General features: G+C 63.6%; 28 protein-coding genes. 17 read left to right on the top strand and 11 right to left on the bottom strand.

Features of this window, described 5'->3' with window-relative positions; translation table 11 throughout:
• Window positions 1-11: 11 nt before the first annotated feature.
• The 4 genes from IAG25_RS17385 to IAG25_RS17370 all read left to right on the top strand — a co-directional run bounded on the left by IAG25_RS17385 (window position 12) and on the right by IAG25_RS17370 (window position 3059).
• Window positions 12-788: a molybdopterin-dependent oxidoreductase gene (locus IAG25_RS17385; RefSeq protein ID WP_187605953.1), complete on the top strand. Its 777-nt coding sequence runs from the start codon at window positions 12-14 to the stop codon at window positions 786-788.
• A 66-nt stretch (window positions 789-854) separates the two neighbouring features.
• Window positions 855-1103: a pentapeptide MXKDX repeat protein gene (locus IAG25_RS17380; protein WP_187605952.1), complete on the top strand. Its 249-nt coding sequence runs from the start codon at window positions 855-857 to the stop codon at window positions 1101-1103.
• 141 nt (window positions 1104-1244) lie between these two features.
• On the top strand, window positions 1245-1664 hold the full coding sequence (locus IAG25_RS17375; protein WP_187605951.1) for a MarR family winged helix-turn-helix transcriptional regulator: 420 nt from the start codon (window positions 1245-1247) through the stop codon (window positions 1662-1664).
• An 87-nt stretch (window positions 1665-1751) separates the two neighbouring features.
• Window positions 1752-3059, top strand: a complete 1308-nt coding sequence (locus tag IAG25_RS17370) for a chloride channel protein (protein WP_187605950.1) — start codon at window positions 1752-1754, stop codon at window positions 3057-3059.
• Between the two features lie 12 nt (window positions 3060-3071).
• Here IAG25_RS17370 and aroQ read toward each other — a convergent pair whose 3' ends face one another.
• From aroQ to IAG25_RS17340, 6 genes are read right to left on the bottom strand one after another with little or no spacing between them, the layout of a single operon-like run.
• Window positions 3072-3515, bottom strand: coding sequence for a type II 3-dehydroquinate dehydratase (aroQ, locus tag IAG25_RS17365; protein ID WP_187605949.1), 444 nt, complete (start codon window positions 3513-3515; stop codon window positions 3072-3074).
• A 20-nt stretch (window positions 3516-3535) separates the two neighbouring features.
• Complete coding sequence (aroE, locus tag IAG25_RS17360) at window positions 3536-4369, bottom strand: shikimate dehydrogenase (protein WP_187605948.1); 834 nt, start codon at window positions 4367-4369, stop codon at window positions 3536-3538.
• A gap of 7 nt (window positions 4370-4376) precedes the next feature.
• Window positions 4377-5588, bottom strand: coding sequence for a CaiB/BaiF CoA transferase family protein (locus IAG25_RS17355; protein ID WP_187605947.1), 1212 nt, complete (start codon window positions 5586-5588; stop codon window positions 4377-4379).
• Entirely contained in the window at window positions 5588-6046 is a 459-nt protein-coding gene (locus IAG25_RS17350; protein ID WP_187605946.1) for a MaoC family dehydratase, read from the bottom strand. The genes IAG25_RS17355 and IAG25_RS17350 overlap by 1 nt, the downstream gene beginning before the upstream one ends.
• A gap of 2 nt (window positions 6047-6048) precedes the next feature.
• Window positions 6049-6441 carry a VOC family protein gene (locus tag IAG25_RS17345; protein WP_187605945.1) on the bottom strand — a complete coding sequence of 131 codons (393 nt, stop codon included), beginning with the start codon at window positions 6439-6441 and terminating at the stop codon, window positions 6049-6051.
• On the bottom strand, window positions 6438-7388 hold the full coding sequence (locus IAG25_RS17340; protein WP_187605944.1) for a ketopantoate reductase family protein: 951 nt from the start codon (window positions 7386-7388) through the stop codon (window positions 6438-6440). The genes IAG25_RS17345 and IAG25_RS17340 overlap by 4 nt, the downstream gene beginning before the upstream one ends.
• A gap of 97 nt (window positions 7389-7485) precedes the next feature.
• Between IAG25_RS17340 and IAG25_RS17335 the strand changes: the two genes are divergently transcribed.
• The 4 genes from IAG25_RS17335 (at window position 7486) to groL (ending at window position 11700) form a co-directional block, all read left to right on the top strand.
• The gene (locus tag IAG25_RS17335) at window positions 7486-8391 is read left to right on the top strand and encodes a LysR family transcriptional regulator (RefSeq protein WP_187605943.1); all 906 of its coding nucleotides are present in this window, start codon (window positions 7486-7488) and stop codon (window positions 8389-8391) included.
• Window positions 8392-8583: 192 nt separating this feature from the next.
• Window positions 8584-9366 carry a sugar phosphate isomerase/epimerase family protein gene (locus tag IAG25_RS17330; protein ID WP_187605942.1) on the top strand — a complete coding sequence of 261 codons (783 nt, stop codon included), beginning with the start codon at window positions 8584-8586 and terminating at the stop codon, window positions 9364-9366.
• Window positions 9367-9670: 304 nt separating this feature from the next.
• A complete protein-coding gene (locus IAG25_RS17325; protein WP_035500852.1) occupies window positions 9671-9961 on the top strand; it encodes a co-chaperone GroES in 291 nt (96 codons plus the stop codon).
• Window positions 9962-10059: 98 nt separating this feature from the next.
• Complete coding sequence (gene groL, locus IAG25_RS17320; RefSeq protein ID WP_187605941.1) at window positions 10060-11700, top strand: chaperonin GroEL; 1641 nt, start codon at window positions 10060-10062, stop codon at window positions 11698-11700.
• Window positions 11701-11803: 103 nt separating this feature from the next.
• Here the strand turns inward: groL and IAG25_RS17315 are convergent, their stop codons facing one another.
• Genes IAG25_RS17315 through thiD form a run of 3 tightly spaced genes read right to left on the bottom strand, consistent with a single transcriptional unit; the run spans window position 11804 to window position 13952 of the window.
• Window positions 11804-12235 carry a hypothetical protein gene (locus IAG25_RS17315; protein ID WP_187605940.1) on the bottom strand — a complete coding sequence of 144 codons (432 nt, stop codon included), beginning with the start codon at window positions 12233-12235 and terminating at the stop codon, window positions 11804-11806.
• 29 nt (window positions 12236-12264) lie between these two features.
• On the bottom strand, window positions 12265-13044 hold the full coding sequence (locus tag IAG25_RS17310) for a DUF72 domain-containing protein (RefSeq protein ID WP_187605939.1): 780 nt from the start codon (window positions 13042-13044) through the stop codon (window positions 12265-12267).
• Window positions 13045-13076: 32 nt separating this feature from the next.
• The gene (gene thiD / locus IAG25_RS17305) at window positions 13077-13952 is read right to left on the bottom strand and encodes a bifunctional hydroxymethylpyrimidine kinase/phosphomethylpyrimidine kinase (protein WP_187605938.1); all 876 of its coding nucleotides are present in this window, start codon (window positions 13950-13952) and stop codon (window positions 13077-13079) included.
• 310 nt (window positions 13953-14262) lie between these two features.
• On the opposite strand from thiD, the gene IAG25_RS17300 reads away from it, so the two are divergent.
• Both IAG25_RS17300 and IAG25_RS17295 read left to right on the top strand, forming a co-directional pair.
• Complete coding sequence (locus IAG25_RS17300; protein ID WP_025527884.1) at window positions 14263-14433, top strand: rubredoxin; 171 nt, start codon at window positions 14263-14265, stop codon at window positions 14431-14433.
• A 363-nt stretch (window positions 14434-14796) separates the two neighbouring features.
• Window positions 14797-16191, top strand: a complete 1395-nt coding sequence (locus tag IAG25_RS17295; RefSeq protein WP_187605937.1) for a hypothetical protein — start codon at window positions 14797-14799, stop codon at window positions 16189-16191.
• Here the strand turns inward: IAG25_RS17295 and IAG25_RS17290 are convergent.
• Window positions 16188-17678 (bottom strand): cryptochrome/photolyase family protein, encoded by a 1491-nt coding sequence (locus IAG25_RS17290; RefSeq protein WP_187605936.1) that lies wholly within the window; start codon window positions 17676-17678, stop codon window positions 16188-16190. The genes IAG25_RS17295 and IAG25_RS17290 overlap by 4 nt on opposite strands.
• 30 nt (window positions 17679-17708) lie before the next feature.
• On the opposite strand from IAG25_RS17290, the gene IAG25_RS17285 reads away from it, so the two are divergent.
• The 6 genes from IAG25_RS17285 to IAG25_RS17260 are packed head-to-tail and all read left to right on the top strand — an operon-like array spanning window position 17709 to window position 22381.
• Window positions 17709-18287, top strand: a complete 579-nt coding sequence (locus IAG25_RS17285; protein WP_187605935.1) for a YqgE/AlgH family protein — start codon at window positions 17709-17711, stop codon at window positions 18285-18287.
• Window positions 18284-18730, top strand: a complete 447-nt coding sequence (ruvX, locus tag IAG25_RS17280) for a Holliday junction resolvase RuvX (RefSeq protein ID WP_187605934.1) — start codon at window positions 18284-18286, stop codon at window positions 18728-18730. Before IAG25_RS17285 ends, ruvX begins: the two co-directional genes overlap by 4 nt.
• Complete coding sequence (pyrR, locus tag IAG25_RS17275; RefSeq protein WP_187605933.1) at window positions 18717-19226, top strand: bifunctional pyr operon transcriptional regulator/uracil phosphoribosyltransferase PyrR; 510 nt, start codon at window positions 18717-18719, stop codon at window positions 19224-19226. Before ruvX ends, pyrR begins: the two co-directional genes overlap by 14 nt.
• Window positions 19227-19267: 41 nt before the next feature.
• Window positions 19268-20293 carry an aspartate carbamoyltransferase catalytic subunit gene (locus IAG25_RS17270; protein WP_035500867.1) on the top strand — a complete coding sequence of 342 codons (1026 nt, stop codon included), beginning with the start codon at window positions 19268-19270 and terminating at the stop codon, window positions 20291-20293.
• 10 nt (window positions 20294-20303) lie between these two features.
• On the top strand, window positions 20304-21581 hold the full coding sequence (locus IAG25_RS17265) for a dihydroorotase (protein ID WP_187605932.1): 1278 nt from the start codon (window positions 20304-20306) through the stop codon (window positions 21579-21581).
• The gene (locus IAG25_RS17260; protein ID WP_187606134.1) at window positions 21581-22381 is read left to right on the top strand and encodes a lysophospholipid acyltransferase family protein; all 801 of its coding nucleotides are present in this window, start codon (window positions 21581-21583) and stop codon (window positions 22379-22381) included. Before IAG25_RS17265 ends, IAG25_RS17260 begins: the two co-directional genes overlap by 1 nt.
• Here the strand turns inward: IAG25_RS17260 and IAG25_RS17255 are convergent.
• Window positions 22350-23204 carry a symmetrical bis(5'-nucleosyl)-tetraphosphatase gene (locus IAG25_RS17255; protein WP_187605931.1) on the bottom strand — a complete coding sequence of 285 codons (855 nt, stop codon included), beginning with the start codon at window positions 23202-23204 and terminating at the stop codon, window positions 22350-22352. The two genes, IAG25_RS17260 and IAG25_RS17255, sit on opposite strands and share 32 nt — an antisense overlap.
• A gap of 348 nt (window positions 23205-23552) precedes the next feature.
• Between IAG25_RS17255 and rfbB the strand changes: the two genes are divergently transcribed.
• Entirely contained in the window at window positions 23553-24614 is a 1062-nt protein-coding gene (gene rfbB, locus IAG25_RS17250) for a dTDP-glucose 4,6-dehydratase (protein ID WP_187605930.1), read from the top strand.
• Window position 24615: the final 1 nt, after the last annotated feature.

Raw genomic sequence — 24615 nt, 5'->3', positions numbered from 1 at the left:
AGGAACATGCCATGAAATCCAACGACAAGCGAATCATCACGGTCGATCGTGCTTCGGTGCTGGCGGATGCGCGCCGCGAACTGGACATGCCGTCGCGACGGCTCTTCGGCAAGCGCATGCTGACCTTGGGCGGCCTTTCGCTCCTGACCGGCTGCTCGATCACGGACGACGATTCCGTCAACAAGTTTCTCACCGCCGTATCGCGCCTGAACGATCGCGCGCAGGCGCTTCTCTTCGATCCGAAGCAGCTCGCGCCGACCTACACCGAAGCGCAGCTCACGCGGCCATTTCCGTTCAACGCCTTCTACGGGATCGATGAGGTGCCCACGGTGAACGGCAGCGACTATCGCCTGAAGGTGAGCGGGCTCGTGACGGGACAGCGCGTGTGGACCTTGCCGGAACTGTATGCGCTGCCGCACGAGGAGCAGATCACGCGGCACATCTGCGTCGAAGGCTGGAGTGCGATCGGGCGCTGGGGCGGCACGCCGTTCTCCGAGTTCCTGCGGCGCGTGGGCGCGGACACGACGGCGAAGTACGTCGGCTTCCGCTGCGCCGACGACTACTACGAAAGCATCGACATGCCGACGGCGCTGCATCGGCAGACGCTCCTCACGTTCGAGTACGACGGCCAGCGTCTTCCGGCGAAATATGGCTATCCGATGAAGCTGCGCATGCCGACCAAGCTCGGCTACAAAAATCCGAAGCACATCGTCGAGATATTCGTGACCAACACCTATCCGGGCGGCTATTGGGTCGACCAGGGGTACAACTGGTTCGGCGGATCCTGAGCGCCGAATCGATCAACGGTTCCGGATTGTCCGGATGCCATTTTTGACTCACCAAGGAGAGAAACCATGAAGCAATTGATGACGGCAGTATTCGCAGCGGCGCTGGCAATGGGTGCATCGTCCGTGTTCGCACAGGCAAGCGGCGCGATGTCGAACGACGCGATGTCCCACGACACGATGAAGAAAGACAACATGTCTCACGATTCGATGAAGAAGGGCGCCATGTCCAAGGACTCGATGGGCAAGGGCGACAAGATGAAGAAGAACGATGCGATGGGCATGGACCATCCCGCATCGGGCGCGATGTCGCAGTAAGACGAAGGAGAGCGGGACCGGGCGTTGCACGTCCGGTCTCTGCACAAGAAGTTTGCATGACGAAACAAGCTTGCGGGCGCTGCTGGCCGCGAATCAAAACTAGGTATGATCCGCCGATATGATGTCGAATCAGGATCACCTATGTCATCGAGCACCAAACCCAAAACCACGCTTCCGGACAAGCACGATCTGGAAGCGATGTCCCTATTCCGCTACGAGCTGCGCAAGTTCCTGCGTGTGTCGGAAGAAATCTCCAATGTCGCCGGAATCACGTCGCTTCAGTATCAGTTGCTTCTGCATGTTCGCGGATTTCCCGAGCGGCAGTGGGCGACCGTCGGCGAACTCGCGGAACGTTTGCAGGCCGCGCCCAACGGAACCGCTGCCTTGGTGTCGCGTTGCGAGGCGGCGGGGCTCGTCACGCGTAAAACCGACAAGACAGATCGCCGGCAGGTGCAAGTGCATCTGACGGCAAAAGGCGAGCGGTGTCTGCTCAAGCTCGCGGCCGAACACAAGACGCACTACGGATCGTTCGGCTGGGTGTTCAACGAAAGACAGGAATGAGCCGATAGCGCACGCGCCGGGCCGCCCGCCGGGGCCGATTCGAATTTATGTCACAATGTGCCTTAAATTCAAGTTCGGCTATTTGTGATGCGCATTCCCGGATTCATCGACCGACGCACGATATTGCGCGGCAGGCGGCTATGGCTGCACTACGGCGTGTTCTGGCTCGGCGCGGTCGCGACCGGGCTCGTCGCGGTCATGTACGCGCGGCTGATCGACTTCGGGTACGACACGTTCCTGCGCTTCACGGCCATCTACTGGTGGCTGCCTTTGGTGATCACGCCTGCCATCGCCGCGTTCTGCGTCTGGCTCACGCGCCGTTTTTTCCCAGGTTCTGAAGGCAGCGGCATTCCGCAGGTCATCGCGACGCTGCATGAAGGGCGGGAACTCGGGCCGCGGCTGCTTACCATCCGTATTCTCGTTGGCAAGATCGCCATATCGTTTCTGTCGATTCTCGGGGGCTTCACGATCGGGCGCGAAGGGCCGACCATCCACGTCGGCGCGGCGCTCATGTACAGCCTGCGTCGTTTCTATCCGTCGCGCTTGCTCAGCATTCGCGGCGGCGCGATGGAGCGCAAGCTGGCGCTTGCGGGCGCGGCCGCCGGATTGTCGGCCGCGTTCAATGCGCCGCTGGCCGGCGTGGTTTTCGCCATCGAAGAGCTCACGCGCAGCTTCGAGCAGCGCACGAGCGGCGTGCTGATCACGGCGATCATCTTCGCCGGTATCGTGTCGCTCGCGCTGCAAGGCAACTACACCTATTTCGGCACGATCAGTCTGGACGGGCATTTCCCCGATTCGCTCGCGCTCGCGGTCATCCTGCTCGGCGCGGTGACGGGCGTCGCAGGCGGGATATTCTGCTGGCTATTGCTGAACACGCAGCGCTGGATGCCCGCGTGGCTCGTCGGCTGGCGTCAGTCGCATCCGGTGGCGTTCGGCGCGGCGTGCGGCTTGTTCATCGCCGTGATCGGCGTCGTCGCGGGCGGTCACACGTTCGGCAGCGGCTACGCGGAAGCGCGCGGCATGCTCGAAGGCAATTCCACGCTCGGCGCGAGCTATCCGCTGCTGAAAATGGCGTCGATGGTCGGTTCGTATCTTCCCGGCGCGCCCGGCGGGCTCTTCGCGCCGTCGCTCGCGATCGGAGCGGGCATCGGCAACGCGCTTCATCAGGTCTTCGGCGGCATGCAGTTGCCGATGCTGATCGCGCTCGGCATGGTGGGCTATCTCGCGGCGGTCACGCAGAGTCCGATTACGGCGTTCGTGATCGTCATCGAGATGATCAATGGTCATGCGCTCGTGTTGTCGCTGATGGCCACCGCGTTGATTTCGAGTCAGGTGTCGCGGCTCTTCGCGCCGCCGCTGTACGAGGCTTTGGCGCACAAATACATGAGCAAGTGAGGCGCGATTACCTTAGTTGCTCTTGCTGTGAGCGACCGCTGCCCGCAACGCCAGCAGATAGCTCTCCACGCCGAAGCCGCAAATCTGCCCGTCGACGACCTCGGCGAATACCGAGTGATGCCGAAACGCCTCACGCGCGTGGATGTTGGACATGTGGAGTTCCACGACCGGGCACGTGAGAATGGCCAGCGCATCGCGGATGCCGTAGCTATAGTGGGTCCATGCACCGGCGTTGATCAGCACGGCGTCGCAATGCTGTTCGAACGCCTGGTGAATGCGCTCGCACATCGCGCCTTCGCTATTCGTCTGAAACGATTCGACCTGCACGCCGAGTTCGGCGCCGAGCGCCCGCAGCCGCGTATCGATCTCAGCCAGCGTGATGGTGCCGTACTGCACCGGGTCGCGCTTGCCGAACATGTTGTGGTTGATACCGTGCAGCATCAGGATGTTCTTCATTCGTCGCTCCGTCGTACGCGTTAGTCCAGTGGCACCGTGAGCCGGTCGATTACGGTTCGCGTTTTCGGACGGACGCCGCGCCACCAGTCGAACGCTTCGGCGGCCTGTTCGACCAGCATGCCGACGCCGTCGGCGACCGTGCGCACACCGGCATTGCGCGCGAGCCGGAGAAAGGGCGTCAGCCGTTTTCCGTAGGCCAGTTCATAAGCCGCGCCTTCATGGCTGAACACGCTCGGCGGAACGGGCGGCAGGTCACCCGTGAGACTGGCCGATGTCGCGTTGACCACGAGATCGAAGCGTCCCATTGCTTCGAGATCGCCGTAGCCGCAAGCGACGATCGGACCGCGCGCGGCCACCTGCGCCGCAAGCGCCTGCCCCCTGTCCACGTGACGATTGACGATGACGAGCTCGGCCGGCCGCGCCGACAGGAACGGCAGCAACGCTCCGCGCGCCGCGCCGCCCGCGCCCAGCAGCAGGACGCGCCTGCCTGCCATCGGCAGTGCCAGATTGACTTCGATGTCCCGCACGAGTCCGATGCCATCGAAGTTCTCGGCGATGATGCGGCCGTCATCGAACTTCATCGCGTTGACGGCACCGGCGAGTTCCGCGCGCTCGCTGCGTTCGTCCGCCATCGCGAAGGCCTTCAGCTTGAACGGCGCGGTGACGTTCATGCCCCGGCCACCCGCCGCCGCGAACGCGCGCACGGTTTCGGCAAAGGCTTGCTCGGGTTCCAGCGGTCCTTCAATCGCCGTGTAAGCCATGTCCTGCTGCGTTTCCTCGGCGAAAAGGCCATGAATCAGGGGAGATTTGGTGTGTCCGATCGGATTGCCGATCACCGCGTACTGGTCCGTCATCGTCGCCTCACTTCGAAAATAGAACGCCTTCGGTCTGCATGGCGTCGATCTCGGCTGCGTCGAAACCGAGCGACGCCGCGACTTCCGCGTTGTGCTGACCGAGGTCCGGCCCGACTTCGCGGATCGTCGTGTCGCAATCGGAAAAGCGGAAGGGCAGGTTCGGCAGGCGCAGCGTGCCAAAGCGTGGATGCTGCTGCTCGATCACCATGCCGCGCGCGACGATCTGCGGGTCGGCCAGCACCTCGTCGATGCGCTGCACCTTGGCGCAAGGCACATCCACGCTGTCCAGCAACGCCAGCACTTGCGCGACCGCTCGCGCGGCCACCCAGGGCTTCACCACATCGAGGATTTCCACGCGATGCGCATTGCGCCCGTTGAGCGTGTGGAATCGCGCATCGGCGCCGAAGCCTGCGGGGCCGCCGTTCGCCTCGATCAGCGCGGCGAAACGCTTCCACGAATCGTCGACCTGAGCGGCGATCACGAGATCGCCATCGGCGGCGCGGAATACGCCGTAGAGCGTCGATGTCGGCATGTCGTGACCGGTCTGCTCGGGCAGCACGCCTTGCGTCGTGTAGCACTGCACGGCGTATTCGTGCATCGACACGAGCGTGTCGTACAGCGCCATGTCGATGTGCTGACCGCGCCCGCTTTTTACGCGGCCGAGCAGCGCGGCGTTGATCGCGGCCACCGCGTGAATGCCCGTGTACATGTCGCCGAGCGAGATGCGCATCAAGGGCGGCGGCTCGCCGGGATTGCCGATCATCTGCATGATGCCGCTCTTGGCTTCCGCGATCAGGCCGAAGCCCGCGCGATGCGCATCCGGTCCCGTATGACCGTAGGCCGAGATCGAGCAATAGACGAGCTTCGGATTGCGTTCCGACAACGCCGCATAACCGAGACCGAGCTTGTCGAGCGCGCCGGGCCGGTAGTTTTCGATGAACACGTCCGCCGAATCGCACAGACGCTGCATGAACGCCTTGCCGCGCGGGTCTTTCATGTTGACGCTCACGCCGCGCTTGCCCATGTTGAGCTGCAGGAAGTAGGCGCTTTGCTGATCGTCGAGGACGGTGGCGTGCTGGCGTCCGGCATCGCCGCTGCCGGGACGTTCGACCTTGATGACTTCCGCGCCGAGCGCCGCGAGGCAGCGTCCGACATACGGACCGGCGAGAAAGTGGCTGTAATCGACGACGCGAATACCTTCGAGAGGACGGGCTTGCATCAGAACGCTCCCGGACGGCGCGGCACCATCAGACGATGCTCGCCATGCTGCACGACCTCGCCATGCTGATTGATCAGCTCGGACGGCAACACGACGATGCCCCAGTCAGGCCGGCTCCTGCTCGCGCGCATCGCGCCCACGCGGAATTTGACGTGCAGCACGTCGTTGACCTTGATCGGCAGATTGAAGTCCCACGTCCAGCCGAGCGACATGCCCGGCAGAAAGCGATAGTCGCTTTGCGTCTTGAGGCCATCGGCGATCGAGAGCCCGAAGAGGCCATGCGCGACGATCGAACCGAAGTGACTCGCGTTGGCGTATTCCTCGTCGACATGCACGGGCGTGTGATCGCCGGTGAGATCGGCGTACGCCAGAATGCGCGCTTTGGTGACGGTGTATGTCGGGCTTACGCACTCGTCGCCTTCGCGCGCATCGTCCCAGTATTTATCGATGATGGTCATGTTCAAGCCTCCGCACGCGGATTGATTTCGAGGGCCCGCGCAACGCACGAGGCCGGCTTCGCCTGGATCAGTTCGATGGCGAGGCCGTCGGGCAGACGCAGCCAGTTGCGGCCCTGCGGCATTGCCGTGGCGTCGTAGCGTTGCGCGGCGCTCAACGCGGCTTCGAGGTCTTCGCACATCACGCCGAGATGCGCGAGCCGGCCTTCGGGCGCTTCGTGCTTCGGGTCGTGGATGAATTGCAGGCCGCCGAGCGTCCAGTACTGACGGGGTGCATCGACGGTGCCGTCGACTTCGCGCATCGTCATGCCGAGCACGTCTTCGAAGAAGCGGATGTGCCAGTGAATGTCCTTCACGAAGATGGCGACATGCTCCAGATAGGCTTTCGATGCGCTCATGCTCGCGCTCCTTCACGTTGAAGGTCCGTCATGGCGCGCTCGATGCCCCTGATGCATGCAACCAGAGTGGCATTGACCGGAGTCGGCACGCCGAGGCGTTCGCCCCAGCGCACGACCGCTCCGTTGATGAAGTCGATCTCGGTGATCGAGCCTTTTTCGAGGCTTTGCAGCATCGACGTCTTGAAGGCCGAGGGCAGTCCTTCGGACGCGAGCGTCCACGCCTGGTCCGGGTCCGTGATGGATAGCGTGACGCCCGCCGCCTTCGCTGCGGCCATCGCTTCGGCGACGGCCGCGAGCGCGGTCGCCTTGAGAACGGGTTCCTCGTAGAGCTGTCCGTAAGTGAGACGGGTGATGCCCGTTATCGCGCCCGTCGCGACGTTGATCAGCAACTTGTCCCACATCGTGCCGAGGATGTTGTCGCTCACCGTGGTCATCAGACCCGACGCATTGAAGGCTTCGGCAATCGCCTGCACCCGCGCGGTGAGCTGGCCGTCGAGTTCGCCGATGTAGGTCAGTTTCCCTTTCACGCCGGACTGTATGTGTCCGGGCCCGCGCAGCACGCCGCCCACGTACGTCTTGCCCGCCAGCACGCGCTCGCGGCCCACGACGTCGGCGAGCACGTCTTCATGGCCGAGGCCGTTCTGCAACGAAAGCACCAGCGTTTCAGGTCCGATGAGATCGAGCGCGCCGCGCATGGCCGAATCGGTATGGAAGGACTTGACCAGCACGACGACCAGATCCACGGCGCCGACTTCGGCGGCTTTAGTGGCCGCGCGCACTTCGACGTGTCGGGAGCCATCGGCATCGTCGACTTGCAAGCCGTCGCGACGCATCGCATCGACGTGCGCCGGCGAGCGGTCGATCAGCCAGGTTTCGTGACCGCCCTGCGAGAGGGTGGAACCGATGGCGCAGCCCAGCGCGCCGGCTCCGAGAATTGCGATCTTCAATGGCGTCTCCCTGATGTGTTGACGCCACGATAGGAGTTGCCGCTCATCATGGCAATGCAATAGCTACAATGACGTCATTGCGTATGGTAATAACGCCATGATTCCGACCGAACTGCCGGACCTGAAGCTGCTGCAGCTTTTCGACCTTCTTTACGACGCTCGCAACGTCACGCGCGTGGCCGAGAAGCTCGGCCAGAGTCAGCCGACCATCAGCATCTGGCTCGGACGTCTGCGCGAGCATCTGCAAGACCCGTTGTTCATTCGCACGCCGGGCGGCATGGCGCCGACCCCGCAGGCCGATGCGCTGATCGGGCCGTGCCGGGAGATTCTCGAATCGTTGCGGCGCTTCACCGCGTGGGAGATCGCCTTTGATCCCGCCACGGCGAAGCGACGGTTTCGCATCTGCATGACCGATGCGAGCCATATCACGCTGCTGCCGCGAATGCTTGCGCATGTCCGCGCCCAGGCGCCGGGCATTCGTCTGGAGGCGGCGAGAATCGACGGCAACACGGAACGTGCGCTGGAGTCGGGCGAGGCCGATCTGGCCGTCGGCCATGTGCCCTGGCTAGGCGGCGGCATCTACCAGCAACAGCTCTATACGCAGGACTGGGTGTGCCTGACCAATCCGCATCATCCGCGTGTGCGCGCAAGGCTGGGTGTGAAGCAGTACCGCGCGGAAGGCCACGTCGCGATCGCGGCAGGCACCGGCGCTCAACTGCTGGAGCAGGCGCTCGTGCGCGAGCAGATCGAGCGGGATGTCGTTCTGGAATTGCCCGGCTTTCTCGGGCTGGGCGCGATCATCCAGACAACCGATTTGATCGCCACGCTGCCGCGGCATATCGGGCAGACGCTCGCGAAGGTCAATGGCCTTTCGCTTCATCCGTGCCCGATTCCCGTGGAGGGTTTTGCCGTGCGGCAGCACTGGCACGCGCGGTATCACCATGAAGCGGGCAATCGCTGGCTGCGCGATCTGATGGCACAGCTATTCAGCAGCTTGCGCTGAGCGCGATCGCGCGATCAGGCGTCGCGTTCGTCAGTCGCCGACGCCGCCTGCCACAAGGCAAATTCGCCGTGCGCGAGTTCCTGCTTGAGGAAGTCGATGCAAACGCGCACATTTGGCAACTGCGCGGCGCGCGCGGCCGACGACGACGCCGGAAGTGCTGCGCTTGAGCCCATCCTCTTACGAGAAAGCGACATGACGACGACACCTCAATTCGGCTGGTGCGGGCCGCTGCAAAACGCGAGCTTGATGAAGGAGGCTGGGCTCGACTACATCGAGGCGCAGCTCGTGCCGATGAAACTCGAAGACGACGCATCGTTCGCCGATGCAAAGGCGCGGGTGCCTGACCTGCCATTGCCCGCGAGCGCCTTCAGTTATTTGTTCCCGCACGATGCGCGCATCGTCGGTCCGGAGAAAGACGAGCGTCGCAATCGTGCGTATTTCGATCGCGTCGTCGAATTGCTGACGATTGCGCGAGCGCGCGTGGTCGTGCTCGGCAGCGGCTGGACGCGCAACATTCCCGAAGGCTGGACTCAGGCGCAGGCGGAAGACGAATTCCTGAGCGCGCTCGAATGGTGCGCGGACGCCTTGCGAGGCAGCGGCACCACGCTCGCGATCGAGCCGTTGAATCGCAAGGAGTCGAATCTGGTGAACAGCGTCGGCGATGGCGCGCGGCTCGCGACGAAGCTGAACCGGCCCGAAGTGCGCGGACTTGCGGACTTCTATCACATGGACGAAGAGAATGAGCCGCTCGACGAGTTACGCGAGCATTGCGAGTGGCTCGCGCACATTCATCTCGCCGACACCGGCCGGCTGAATCCGGGCACGGGTTCGTACGATTACCCGAGTTTTTTCGGTCATCTCAAAGCACGCGGTTATCAGGGTTTGCTCAGCGCGGAGTGCGGCTTCAAGGGTGAACCGCTGGCGTCGATGCGCGAGAGCGTGAACTTCATGCGGCAGGCGTGGAACGCCGCATAGCAAAGTGACGGCGGTACCCATCGTTTACCCTAGCTATGCCGATCATTCGCGCTCCGTCGAAAACTTATTCAGGCGCGAAATGTCCGACGGAGTCCCCGCGCAACACGCCGAACACGAAGCGCAAAGTTCGATAAATCCGGCCACTACGGGATTCCCCGCTCGTACCCTCCTTGAAATTGTCAAACTCGGTCCATATAATTAGCACTCACTGCACGAGAGTGCTAACAAGATTGCCGTCCGGCGAGATTGTTCTCAACGGACGGGTTTTCCCGCGTTTTCAGTCTCAATCAAGAGAGGAGTGTGTATGAACCTTCGTCCTTTGCACGATCGCGTCATCGTCAAACGTCTGGACCAGGAAACCAAGACCGCATCGGGCATCGTGATCCCGGAAGCAGCGGCTGAGAAGCCGGACCAAGGCGAAGTTCTGGCCATCGGCCCGGGCAAGCGCGATGACAAGGGCGTGCAGAACGCCCTCGACGTGAAGGTCGGCGACCGCGTCCTGTTCGGCAAGTACGCTGGCCAGACCGTCAAGGTCGACGGGCAGGAACTGCTCGTCATGCGCGAAGAAGACATCATGGCCGTTCTGGTCAAGTAAGCATCCTTCCTGCACGTTCGGCTTCGCCAACAAGCCGCAGCCCGTTTCGGGCGCGCTGAGCGAAGCCGGAAAATCGAATCGAATCAAGGAGTTTGGATATGGCAGCTAAAGAAGTCACTTTTGGCGATTCCGCACGCGCCAAGATGGTCGAAGGCGTGAACATCCTCGCCAACGCCGTCAAGGTCACGCTGGGTCCGAAGGGCCGCAATGTCGTGCTCGAGCGCTCGTTCGGCGGCCCGACGGTCACCAAGGACGGTGTCTCGGTCGCGAAGGAAATCGAACTGAAGGACAAGCTCCAGAACATGGGCGCGCAAATGGTCAAGGAAGTGGCTTCCAAGACCAGCGACAACGCAGGTGACGGCACCACGACCGCTACCGTGCTCGCGCAATCCATCGTTCGCGAAGGCATGAAGTACGTCGCATCGGGCATGAACCCGATGGACCTGAAGCGCGGCATCGACAAGGCCGTCACCGCAGCAATCGAAGAACTGCGCAAGATCAGCAAGCCCTGCACGACCAACAAGGAAATCGCGCAAGTCGGCTCGATCTCGGCGAACAGCGACACGTCGATCGGCGAGCGCATCGCTGAAGCGATGGACAAGGTCGGCAAGGAAGGCGTCATCACCGTCGAAGACGGCAAGTCGCTGCAAGACGAGCTGGACGTCGTGGAAGGCATGCAGTTCGACCGCGGCTACCTGTCGCCGTACTTCATCAACAACCCGGACAAGCAAGTCGCCGTTCTGGACAACCCGTTCGTGCTGCTGCACGACAAGAAGGTCTCGAACATTCGTGACCTCCTCCCGGTTCTGGAACAAGTGGCGAAGGCTGGCCGTCCGCTGCTGATCATCGCGGAAGACGTCGAAGGCGAAGCGCTCGCTACGCTGGTCGTCAACAACATCCGCGGCATCCTGAAGACGGTTGCCGTCAAGGCTCCGGGCTTCGGCGACCGTCGCAAGGCAATGCTGGAAGACATCGCGATCCTGACCGGCGGTCAAGTGATTGCGGAAGAAACCGGCCTGACGCTCGAAAAGGCGACGCTGGCTGAACTGGGCCAGGCGAAGCGCATCGAAGTGGGCAAGGAAAACACGACGATCATCGATGGCGCTGGCGAAGCCGCGAACATCGAAGCGCGCGTGAAGCAAGTGCGCACGCAGATCGAAGAAGCGACGTCGGACTACGACCGTGAAAAGCTGCAAGAGCGCGTGGCCAAGCTGGCTGGCGGCGTTGCGGTGATCAAGGTCGGCGCTGCGACCGAAGTCGAAATGAAGGAAAAGAAGGCACGTGTCGAAGACGCACTGCACGCAACGCGCGCAGCTGTGGAAGAAGGCATCGTGGCGGGCGGCGGTGTTGCGCTGATCCGTGCTCGCCGTGCGATCGACGGCCTGAAGGGCGCCAACGCCGATCAGGACGCAGGCATCAAGATCGTTCTGCGTGCAATGGAAGAGCCGCTGCGCCAGATCGTCACGAACGGCGGCGAAGAAGCTTCCGTCGTGGTGGCGGCTGTTGCTCAAGGTACGGGCAACTACGGCTACAACGCGGCCACCGGCGAGTACGGTGACCTGGTTGAAGCCGGCGTCGTCGACCCGACGAAGGTCACGCGCACCGCGCTGCAAAACGCGGCATCGGTGGCAGGCCTGCTGCTGACGACCGACGCAGCCGTTGCCGAACTGCCGAAGGAAGACTCGCCGATGCCTGGCGGCATGCCCGGCGGTATGGGCGGCATGGGCATGGACATGTAATCTGGCTTCGGCCGATTGCATCGGCGCGGACTTCGAAAGAGGTTTCGCGCCGTGCCAAGAAAAAACCCGCAGCGATGCGGGTTTTTTTTCGTCCATACCAAGGCTATTTGTTCATCTCGTCGCGAAGTTTCTGCGCGGCAGCCTTGTAATCGTAGGTCGGATAAAACTCCGTTCGATAGCCGCCCCACGCGGTGCTCTCGATCGCGCGGTTCACTTCGCGCAGCCGGTCGGCGGGGACGCGCAGCGTCACCACCTGCCCGATGCCCATCATCACGTACCACGACACCACCTCCACGCCCGGCGGCGGAAACTGCTTGAAGTAGCCTTGTTCCTTCAGTTGCTGATTGATCTGCGGCAGCGTCTTCGATTCATCGTGCTTGAGGAAGATCGTCAGCAGGAACGTGCCGTCGCCCGCGGGCGCGGCGCCGGGCGGCGGCGCGGCATTCTGGGCGTGAGCGGGCAGGGCGAGATTGAACAGCGAAACGAACAGCGTGGCTCCAAGCAAACGGGCGATTCGTGCTGCCGGCTTATGCATCGGGAAACCCTCCGTAGCGTCGAACGTGGTCAGACTTTGTGATGAATCCGCAACCGCTCCATCAGATGCAGCGCGTTGGGCTGCGCATGGCCCTCGGCGGTGTTATCGAAGATGCACCAGACTTCGGGCGTCTTTTTCGCGCGGTTATGCAGGGTGCGCGCGAGGTCGTCGAGATAGGTGTAGTCGTAGGAAGATTTGTAGAGCTCGGGCGAGCCGTGCAGCCGCACATAAACCAGCGACGCGTCCGCGCGATGCTTGATCTCGCATTCGTCGGGGATCGGGTCGGCGTCCACGTACGCGATGTGATGCGCCTTCAGCAGCGCCGCCGCGTGCGTCGTGAACCAGCTATGCTCGCGCGCCTCGAATGCGACCGGCAGCTTCGTGCGTTCGCGCAGGGCCTTGAGAAAAGTTTCGGCGATGTCGTGATCGAAGGGCAGGCTCGGCGGCAATTGCACGAGCCAGCAACCGAGCTTGTCGCCCAGGTGCCCGGCTGCCTGAAGGAATTCATCGAGCAGGGAAGCGGTATCGACGAGACGCGCATCATGCGTGATCGCCTTCGGCAGCTTGACCGAGAAGCGGAACGATTCGGGCACGCTCTCGGCCCAGTGCGCGTAGGTCTGCTCGCGATGCGGCTTGTAGAAACTGGAGTTGATCTCGACGCAGGTCAGCACATGCGAATAGCGTTCGAGGTGCGTGCCTTCGTGCGGAAAGCTCGCGGAGACGGCGCTCGACAGGCCCCAGCCCGCGCAGCCGATGCGGATTGCGCCTTGCGGGCCGGGCTTGTGCAGATGGGGCAGTCGATATGGCATGCGCTCGCGTCGCCTCCCTTATTGTTCGGGTGTCAGTGTCGGGCTTCTCCGGGCAGCCCCGTCGGATCATCAGGTAGCGCGGATGTTTCGCCGTCTTCGTCGGCGTCGTTCGAGCGCGCCCAGAAGAAGCGGTCCGGCAGATACGCGCCCATGCCGGGCCGAAAAGCGGCGCGCGCAGCCTGGAACACATATTCCTGCGCCTCGCGCGCGGCCTCGGCGGGCTCCTGGCCGTTCGCGAGCAAAGCGGCGACGGCCGAACCGAGCGTATCGGTCAGGCCCATGATGCGCTGCACGCCGCGCTCCCAGGTGTCCTGCCGCACTTGCCCCTCTTCGCTGTAGAGCGTGTTCACATGCCGGTGCGTGCCGGTTTCCATCGCGAGCACGTACTCGCAACCTTGCGCCAGGATGTGGGAAATCGCGGAATCGAGCGTCGGCGATTCGGCGTCGCTGTCCGGCTGGGCGAGCTGCAGTAACGTGGCGTGATCGGCGATCAGCATGGTGGTCTGCGGCACGAGCAGATCGGCAAGCGATTCGCGGAGTTCGTCGGCGGACAATACGTGTTCGTCGTCGAGCGTGAAATCGGGCGCGAGGATCAGCGGCACGTCGTCGTAATCGGACACGACTTCGGCGATGGCCGATACGAGTTCCGCGCGCGTCGCCGCACCGATCTTGAACGCGGCGATCGGCATGTCCTCCAGCAACATGCGCGCCTGGGTCGCGACCGTGTCCGGATCGAGCCCGGTCACTTCATCGCAGGTGGCGGAGTCGCGCACCGCGTAGCCGGTGAGCACGGTCGCGCCGTGGCAGCCCATGCTTGCGAGCGTGAGCAGGTCGGCTTGCAGGCCCGAGCCGCCCGTGGGATCGAAAAGGCCGAAGGTGAGTACGATCGGAGGGGAGTCGCCGGTCATGGCAAAAACGGACATTATGGTATTGATTGCTTGATTGGACGGTCGGCTCTAAGGGCACTCGCCCGCGCCTTGTGCGCGTGAGCGAATGCCCGCTCGGTCATGTCTGATTATGCGGCCTAATGTCGCCCGGCTGTTCTCTTTGCGCACTTTTTTCGGGCGCGCGAGCCTGGGTCGCGGAAAGCCGTCGCGGTGACCGTTTCGACCGATATCACGATGCGCGCACCCCGGACGGCCCGCTTGCTAGGCATCGACACGGCAACACGGTACCATCATGTCCTAATTTCAACCGACCTATCGACGCGGCATAAGTATGGAATACAGAAGCTGGATGTGCCTGATCTGCGGCTGGATCTACGACGAGGAGGCGGGATTGCCCGAAGAGGGCATCGCGCCGGGCACGCGCTGGGAGGACGTTCCGATCAACTGGACCTGTCCCGAATGCGGAGCCCGCAAGGAAGATTTCGAGATGGTTCAGATCTGATCTTGTCGTTCTGCCGCGCCGCATGACTCGCGTCATGCGGCGCGCGTTTTTTGCGGCCCGCGTTCGAATATGACAACGCGTGCCGCGCGCATGCTGCCGCCGTGCGGCTTGCCCGATTTTTCGGTTTTTGTAGCGTAAGGCGAGTTCGTTGCGGCGATTCCGGCGTCGCGCGATGTTGGAGAACAAAGGTGAAAGGTGCGAAAAGCCTCGGCGGGCGCATTCGATTTCCGCTCCCGCTGGATGAGGCATACGCTTGAAGCAGGCGTGGCGACGCTCGTCCCGCCTACCGATGACGCATTTTCAACGGCGTGCGACGGCGGCGTTCGATCACCGCGCCCGCGAACCGGCTTGTGAGCGCTTGTTATGACATCTCGTCCCGATCTGCCCGTTCCCTTCGAAGCCCTGCCCAATCCGCGCGGTGGATCGGTGCGACTCGCCGAAATGGCGCTGACCGACGCGCTGCACGCGTTCCAGCGCCAGGGCGAAACCGGGGCCGCGTTGAAGCGCGCCATCGCTGCGCTGCATTCGGCGGGCTGGCTGCCCGGGCAGCGTTTCGCCGAGGCGCTCGCGCTCGTCGCGCCGCTCGGCGACGAATCGGAGGGAAGCCACGCGCGCATCGCCGACGCGATCGCGGTGTTTCGCGGCGCGGTCGAGCGCCACAATCTGCGCGAACTCTCGTGCTCGACCGGGCTTTTCGATCACTATCGCGGGCTGCACGCGCTCCTGGCCGCGCACACGCGGGTCGCGCCCGTTTCCTACGACGACCTCGCGCTCGCGGGCCGCGCGATCGCGCCGGCGACACTGCGCGGCATCGCGCCCGAGCGGCTCGCGCACCTGCGGGCGCATTACGAGGCGACGCTGCTCAAATTGCTGCGCGGATCGGCCGAAGAATCCGCCAATGCCTTCGCGCGCCTCGATACCTGTCTCGACGAACTGCGCGGTTCCGATCCCTACGATTTCTGGCGGCTCGCGTCGTCGACGGTGCGGGCGCTGCGTGAGCGCGCCGAACGCAGCGGCGGCGCGCTCGACCATATCGCCGACGCGAAGCGTCTCTACGCGCGCTTCAATCTCGTGCTGGCGGACCAGGCGCACGCGCTGACGTACGCGCCGCGTTCGCTCGTGCGCGCGACGCTCGCGTTGCTGTGGCGCGATTTCGCGCTGTACGGCGCGGCGCCCGAAGACACCGAGCACGTCGACGTGCTGCGCGACTACGGACTGACCGTGGCGTGGCACGTCGCCGCGACGCAGGCATCGGAGGCCGCGTGGGAAGCGGGCGCCGCGCAGGCGAGCGAGGAAGCCTCGCGCGATGCCGCGACCCGCGATCTCGGCGTGCTGCGCGTGAACGCGGCCGCCTACGAGGATTTCCTGCAGAGCGCTGAGACATCGATCGATGCGCTCGTCGAGCGCGGCACGCAGGCGAGCGAAACCGGCACGGTCGACGAAGCCGCGGCGCTTTCCGCGGCGGACGCGTCGCATCGGCTGGGCGCGGCGGCGTGCGCGCTGGGCCTCGGGCATGTCGCGCTGCTCGCGGACACGCTCGGCCTGGCGTGGCGGCGCGTCGCGCATCACGGAGAAACGCACGCCGATGGCGCCGAAGGCGCGACACGCGGCATCGATGCCACCGTGCCCGAGCGCGCCGCGCAAATGCTGCGTTCGATGCTGCATCAGGCGGCGGCCGGCATCGCGCCTTCGGAAGGGCGCGGATCGATCGTCGCCCTCACCGCGATGATCGAGAAGCCGGCGCTCGTCGCGCGTTAGTCGTCCTCGGGCGGCGCGGCGTCTTTCGCGCCGGGCTTGCGCACGACGTCATAGCGCGCGAGCGTGCGCTTTCTGGCGGCGTCGTGATCGACGATCGGCTGCGGATAATCCGCGCCGATCGAGACTTTCGCGGCCTTCAGCGCATCCGGCTTCGCGAGCCACGGCGCGTGGATGTCGCGATCCGAAAGGCCCGCGATCTCCGGCACGTAATGCCGGATGAACTTGCCCGCCGCATCGAATTTCCGCGACTGCGTGACCGGATTGAAGATACGGAAATACGGTTGCGCGTCACAGCCGCTCGACGCGGCCCATTGCCAGCCGCCGTTGTTGTTCGATAGCTCGAAGTCGTTCAGCAGCGCTTCGAAATACGCCTCGCCGCGCCGCCAGTCGATACCGAGATCCTTCGTCAGAAAGCTCGCGACCACCATGCGCAACCGGTTGTGCATGTAGCCGGACGTATTGATCTGCCGCATCGCCGCATCGACGAGCGGATAGCCCGTCTGACCCGCGCACCACGCGGCGAAGCTCGCGTCGGCGGCGTCGCCCGTTTCCCAGCGAATGCGGTCGTATTCCGGCTTGAACGCGCGATGATCGCCCGCCACGCCGACATGCGGAAAATGGTGCAGCACGGAGAAATAGAACTCGCGCCAGATCAGCTCGCCGAGCCAGGTTTCCGCGCCCTTGTCGCCGTGACGCTGCGCATCGTGCGCGCTGCGGGCGAGCGCGCGAATCGACATGGTGCCGTGCCGCAGATGCACGCCGAGATAACTCGGGCCTTTCAGCGCGGGGAAATCGCGCGTGCGGCCGTAATCGGTCATGCGGTCGCGGAAATCGTCGAACAGCTCGTAAGCGCCGCTCGTGCCGGCGGGAAACGCGGGACCGTGCGTGTCTGGAAAGCCGAGCGCGGCGAGCGAAGGAACCGCGTGCTTCACGCCCGCCGGCGGCTTTGCGAGCGCGCTCAGATGATCCTCCGACGCATACGGCTTCAGCGCATCCGGCGTGAGCGCGGCGAGCCACTTGCGCTTGTACGGCGTGAAGACGGTGTAGGGCTTGCCTGCGCCTGTCATCACGTCGTCATGATCGAAGACGGCCTGATCGCGGAAAGTGAAAAAAGCGATGTCCTGACTCGCGAGCTTCTTCGCGACGGCCTCGTCGCGCGCCTTCGCGGCTGGTTCGTAATCGCGGTTGGCGAACACGGCATCGACGCCGCATTCGCGCGCGAGCGCCGGAACATCGTGAACCGGATGACCGTGCCGCACGATCAGCCCGCCGCCGGCCTCGCGCAGCGTGCGATCCAGTTCGACGACGCTCGCATGGATAAAGGGCACGCGCCGGTCCTTTTTTTCGAGCGGCGAGAGAATATCGCGATCGAAAATGAACGCACACAGCACGCGGCGGCACCGTGTAAGCGCATGATAGAGTGCAGCATTGTCTGCCGCGCGCAGGTCCCGCCGAAACCAGACCAGACCTACATCAAAGTCGGCCATCTCGCAGCGCCTTTGTTAAAATTCTGAATTATGTCCAAGACTTCCGATCGCATCAATTTGACGAATCAGTTCCTGATCGCCATGCCCAACATGGCCGATCCGACGTTTTCAGGAACGGTGGTCTACCTGTGCGATCACACGGAGAAAGGCGCGCTCGGCCTCGTCATCAACCGGCCGACCGATATCGATCTCCAGTCGCTCTTCAACCGCATCGATCTCAAGCTGGAGATCGAGCCGCTCGTCCATTTGCCCGTGTATTTCGGCGGTCCCGTGCAGACCGAGCGCGGCTTCGTGCTGCACGAAGCGGGCGAGGGCGAACCGTACAGTTCGTCGATGAGCGTGCCCGGCGGTCTCGCCATGACCACGTCGAAGGACGTGCTCGAAGCGGTCGCGAGCGGCAAGGGTCCCGAGCGTTTCCTGCTCACGCTCGGTCACGCGGGCTGGGGTGCGGGGCAACTCGAAGAGGAAATCTCGAAGAACGGCTGGCTCACGGTGGAAGCCGATCCGCGCATCATTTTCGAGGTGCCGGCCGAAGACCGCCTCGAAGCCGCGCTCTCGCTGCTCGGCGTGTCGCGCTCGATGTTGTCTGGCGAAGCAGGGCACGCATGAGCCGCGAAGCCACGCTGCTGGCATTCGATTATGGCGAGAAGCGAATTGGTGTCGCCGTCGGCAATACGCTCACGAAACACGCGCGTGCGCTCGTCACGCTGGAAAATCGCGATCGCGAATATCGCTTCGTCGAAGTGGGCAAACTGCTCGACGAGTGGAAGCCCGATACCGTGGTCGTCGGCATGCCGATGCATCCCGACGGCACGCCGCATGAAATGAGCGCGCTCGCGAAGCGCTTCGGCAATCAGGTGAACGGCCGTTTCAACGTGCCCGTGCAATGGGTGGACGAGCGCTACTCGTCCGTCGACGCCAAAGCCGATTTGCGCGAACGCGGCGTGCGCACCAACGCACGCGGCAGCTTCGACGATATCGACGCCGAAGCTGCCCGCGTCATTCTTCAACAATATCTCGACGGACTTCCCGACGATCATGAGTTCCATTGACGCCGAGTCGCTCTATCGCGCGCTGGTCGAACAGATTCGCGCTGCGTTCGGACAATCGCTTGCCGCACCGGATGGCCCCGTTCTCGCCGGCATCTACAGCGGCGGCGTGTGGCTTGCCGAGCGGCTCGCGAAGGACCTGAACGCACCGCACTTCGGCGTGGTGAATGTCGCGCTGCATCGGGACGACTATGCGAAAAAGGGCCTGCACAGCCAGGCCCGCCCGACCGAGCTGCCTTTCGATGTGAACGGCCGTCGCATCATCCTGATCGACGACGTGTTGTCGACGGGGCGCACCGTGCGCGCGGCGATCAACGAGTTGTACGACTACGGCCGCCCGGCGTCGATCGACCTCGCGGTGCTCGCCGATCGCGGCGGGCGCGAAATGCCGATCGGCGCGCGCTTCACGGGCGCGACGGTTGACGTGCCCGCGAACCAGAACCTCGTGCTCGCGCGTCGCGAGGACGGCGGATTCACTTTTACGACCGAAGCCCGCTGAGCGACGCTCGCAGCTTCTTTCCAGTAACACCCGGGATCACCATGAACACCGCCACTCAGGGCGCAACCGAGACGGGCGCGCCTACCCAAGACAAGTTCCGGTACGGCTTTCTCAAGGGCAACCCGCAGCTCACGAAGAACGGCGAGCTCAAGCACTTGCTGACCATCGAAGGACTGCCGCGCTCGATCGTCACGCACATTCTCGATACCGCCGAGCAGTTCGTGAGCGTGACCGACCGCGAAGTGAAGAAGGTGCCGCTCCTGCGCGGCAAGTCGGTGTTCAATCTCTTCTTCGAGAACTCGACGCGCACGCGCACGACGTTCGAGATCGCGGCGAAGCGCCTGTCGGCGGATGTGCTGAACCTGAACATCAACGCGTCATCGACGAGCAAGGGCGAATCGCTGCTCGACACGATCAACAACCTCTCCGCGATGCACGCGGACATGTTCGTCGTGCGTCACGCGTCGAGCGGCGCGCCGTATCTGATCGCCGAGCATTGTGCGCCGCACGTGCACGTGATCAATGCGGGCGATGGCCGGCACGCGCATCCGACGCAAGGCCTGCTCGACATGTACACGATCCGCCATTACAAGCGCGACTTCACGAAGCTGCGCGTGGCGATCGTCGGCGACATTCTGCATTCGCGCGTCGCGCGCTCGGACATTCACGCGCTGACCACGCTGGGCGTGCCGGAAGTGCGCGCGATCGGCCCGCGCACGCTCTTGCCGGGCAACCTCGACCAGATGGGCGTGCACGTCTATCACAATCTCGACGAAGGCCTGAAGGGCGTCGACGTGATCATCATGCTGCGCCTGCAGAACGAGCGCATGAGCGGCGCGCTCCTGCCGTCCGCTCAGGAGTATTTCAAGAGTTGGGGACTCACGCCGGAGCGTCTCGCGCTCGCTGCGCCCGATGCGATCGTCATGCATCCGGGCCCGATGAATCGCGGCGTGGAAATCGACTCGCAGGTGGCCGACGGCCCGCAATCGGTGATCCTGAATCAGGTGACCTTCGGCATCGCCGTGCGCATGGCGGTGATGGGCATCGTGGCCGGCAACAGCGACTGAAGAAGACGACATGAAGATCCAGATTCAAAACGGCACGATCATCGATCCGGCCGCGGGCACGGAAGAACGCAAGGACGTTTTCATCGCGGCGGGCAGGATCGTCGGCCTGGGCGAGGCGCCCGCGGATTTCAACGCGGCGAAGATCATCGACGCGTCGGGGCTTTACATCGCGCCGGGTTTCGTCGATCTGTCCGCGCGGTTGCGCGAACCGGGCTTCGAGCACAAGGCGACGCTCGAATCCGAAATGGCCGCCGCGATGGCCGGCGGCGTGACGAGCCTCGTGTGTCCGCCCGACACCGACCCGACGCTCGACGAGCCGGGCCTCGTCGAAATGCTCAAGTTTCGCGCCCAGAAGCTGCATCTCGCGCATGTGTATCCGCTCGGCGCGCTGACCGTCGGCTTGAAGGGCGAGGCCATCACCGAGATGGTCCAGTTGACCGAGGCGGGCTGCATCGGCTTTTCGCAGGCCGATAACCCGATCGTCGATACGCGCACGCTGCAACGCGCGCTGCAATACGCGACCACGTACGGCTATACCGTGTGGCTGCGTCCTCAGGACGCTTACATGTCGAAGGGCGGGGTGGCGGCGAGCGGCGCGGTGGCGTCGCGGCTCGGGTTGTCGGGCGTGCCGGTCGCGGCGGAAACCATCGCGCTGCATACCATCTTCGAATTGATGCGCGTGACCGGTGCGCGCGTGCATCTGTCGCATCTGTCGTCGGCGGCGGGCGTCGAACTCGTGCGCGCGGCGAAGGCCGAGGGTCTCGCGGTCTCGTGCGACGTGACGGTCAATCATGTCCATCTGACCGATATCGACATCGGCTACTTCGATTCGCAATTCCGTCTCGATCCGCCGCTGCGCTCGCAGCGCGACCGCGACGCGATCCGCGCGGGCCTCGCGGACGGCACCATCGACGCGATCTGCTCCGATCACACGCCGCTCGACGACGACGAAAAGCTGCTGCCCTTCGCTGAAGCCACCCCGGGCGCGACCGGTCTCGAGTTGCTGCTGTCGCTGACGGTGAAGTGGGCGCTCGACGCGAACGTGCCGCTCGCGAAGGCGCTCGCGCGCATCTCGTCTTCGCCCGCCGATGTGCTCAAGCTGCCCGCGGGCCGCATCGCGACTGGCGCGATCGCGGATCTCTGCGTGTTCGACGCGGCGGGCGAATGGCGCGTCGATCCGGCGAAGCTGAAGAGCCAGGGCCGCAACACGCCGTTCCTCGGCTATGAGCTGCCGGCGCGCGTGCGTGCGACGATCGTCGGCGGTCACGTCGCGTACGAGAGCCGCTGATCATGTTCGCTGGGCGAAAGCTGCGGCTCGTCATCCACTTGCTGTACGGCATGTGGGTCGTCGCGAGGCGCTTTCCGCGCGCGTCCGCAGGCGAGCGCGCCGCGATGAATCGCGTGTGGTCGCTCGAGATGCTGCGGCTTTCCGGGATGAAGCTCGTCGTGCATAACGACGAAGCCCGGCTCGATGCGGGCGTGCTCGTCGTCGGCAATCACATCTCGTGGATCGATATCTACGTGATCAACGCGTGGCGTCCGACGCCGTTCGTGTCGAAGGCGGAGATTCGAAAGTGGCCGGTCGTCGGCTGGCTGGCGCAACAGCTCGGCACGGTGTTCGTGCAGCGCGAGAAGCGTAGCGATGCGAAGCGCATCATGCACGAGCTGGCCAACCGGCTGCTCGCGGGCGAAATGATGTGCGTGTTCCCGGAAGGCACGACCACCGATGGCACGTCGCTGCTGCCGTTTCACGCCAACATGTTTCAGGCGGCGGTGTCGGCGTCGTGTCCGGTGCAGCCGATCTGCCTGATGTACGAGGACGCGCAAGGGCGGCAATCGACTGCGCCTGCGTATATCGGCGATATGTCGCTCGACGATTCGCTGAACGCGTTGCTCGGCGCGGGGGAGATCACCGCGCATCTGTATGTGTGTGATCCGCTCGCGCCGGGGGCGGATCGGCGGTTGCTTGCGAGCGAGGCTCAGGCTGCTGTCGACGCGGCGCTACAGCGCATGCGTGGTGCACCGGCCGTCGTCGAAACGACGGCCGAGGTCCCGCTCACTTCTTCATCGAGCAGCTCACCTGCGTGACCACGCGCTGCGCGGGATCGGCGGTCATGCGCACCGCCGATAGCTTGTTGCCCCAGACGCAGCCCGAATCGAGACACAGCACGTCGTCGCGGATCATGAGGCCCAGCGCGGCCCAATGGCCGAAGACGATCGTCACGTCCTGCGTACGGCGGTTCGGTACGTCGAACCACGGCATATAGCCGGGCGGGGCGGCGTCGGGGCCGCCGTTGTTGGCAAATTCCATTGCGCCTTCGGGCGTGCAGAAGCGGATGCGCGTCAACGCGTTGTAGATCACGCGCAGGCGGTCCGCGCCCTTCAGGTTGTCTTCCCAGCGATGCGGCTCGTTGCCATAGAGCGCCGCGAGCGTTTCTTTCCAGTTCGGCGCGCGCAAGGCCCGTTCGAGCTCGTGGGCGAGTTCCATCGTCATCGTCGCGTCCCATTGCGGCAGCACGCCGGCGTGGACCATCAGGATGTCGTTCTCGAAGTGCGCGACGGGCTTGTGGCGGACCCATTCGATGAGATCGGCTGCATCTGGCGCTTCCAGAATTTCATCGAGCGTGTCGCCTTTCTTCGGTTTGCGCAGACCGGCGGCGACTGAAAGCAGGTTCAGGTCGTGATTGCCGAGTACGACCGTCGCGCGCGTGCCGAGGGCGATTACTTCGCGCAACGTCTGCAATGATTTCGGACCGCGGTTGATGAGGTCGCCCGCGAACCAGAGCGGTGTGTCGGGAGCGGGGGCGGCTTTTTTCAGGAGGCGCTGGAAGGGGTCGCAGCAGCCCTGGAGGTCGCCGAAGACTAGGGGGGCGAGGGAGGTGGCGGTGCTGGAGGCAAGGGCGTCGGTCATAGAAAGTGAATGCACACGTACCGCGGCGAACTTGAAGTATGCGGAGATTATGGAGCAGGGGGTGAATACCGTCTGACTTGGTTTAACGCAACGCTAAAAGCGTTTCGCAGTTACACATTGCAACGCCGTGCAACTGAGCGTGGATAGCTGTATCAAGGTGTTATGCGTATAAGTTTTGCAGGGTCTAGCCTTATAATTCGAGGTTTTACGAAACTGAGGCTAGAGGCGTATTGAATCGGTCATAGATTCCGATTTGCGTTTAGAATCAGCGTCGGTTGCAATTTTTTCGCATATTCGAGCTTTGAGCGTGACGTGTAAGTCGCGTAAAAGCAACAAAGAGGGCCAAGTATGATTCTCGTGACGGGCGGCGCCGGTTTTATCGGCGCTAATTTTGTTCTGGATTGGCTCAAAGGCTCGGATGAACCCGTGCTGAACGTCGACAAGCTCACGTATGCGGGCAATCTGGGCACACTCAAAACGCTCAAGGACGACCCGCGCCACGTGTTCGCGCGCGCCGACATCTGCGATCGCGAGGCTATCGATGCGCTGCTCGAACAGCATAAGCCACGCGCCATTCTGCATTTCGCTGCCGAGAGCCACGTTGACCGCTCGATCCACGGTCCGGCTGAATTCGTGCAGACGAACGTCGTCGGCACGTTCATATTGCTCGAAGCCGCGCGGATGTACTGGAGCAAGCTGCCCGAAGACGAGAAGCAGGCGTTCCGCTTCCTGCACGTGTCGACCGACGAGGTCTACGGTTCGCTCTCCTCCACCGATCCGCAATTTTCGGAGACCACGCCTTACGCGCCGAACAGCCCATATTCCGCGACCAAGGCAGGGTCCGATCATCTTGTGCGCGCGTATCATCATACGTACGGCCTGCCGGTCCTGACGACCAATTGCTCGAACAACTACGGCCCGTACCAATTCCCCGAAAAGTTGATTCCGCTGATGATCGCCAATGCGCTCAACGGCAAGCCGCTGCCGGTCTATGGCGATGGCCAGAACGTGCGCGATTGGTTGTACGTTGGCGATCACTGCTCAGCGATCCGCGAAGTGCTCGCGCGTGGCGCGCTCGGCGAGACGTACAACGTCGGCGGCTGGAACGAAAAGAAGAATCTCGAAGTCGTGCACACGTTGTGTGACCTGCTCGATAAAGCGAAGCCGAAGTCGAGCGGTTCGTATCGCGACCAGATCACTTATGTGAAAGACCGTCCGGGCCACGATCGTCGCTACGCCATCGATGCGCGCAAGCTCGAGCGCGAGCTCGGCTGGAAGCCTGCGGAAACCTTCGAGACCGGTCTCGCGAAGACGGTCCAGTGGTATCTGGACAATCAGGCGTGGGCGGACGAAGTGGCTTCCGGCGAATACCGGAAATGGGTCGAGACGAACTACGCGCAGCGCGCGTAAG

Origin of the sequence: Caballeronia sp. EK, from assembly GCF_014384845.1 — a bacterium.
Taxonomy (GTDB): Bacteria; Pseudomonadota; Gammaproteobacteria; order Burkholderiales; family Burkholderiaceae; genus Caballeronia; species Caballeronia jiangsuensis.
The sequence above is the reverse complement of the archived record's forward strand: the minus strand, read 5'-3'. Positions and strand labels throughout refer to the sequence as shown.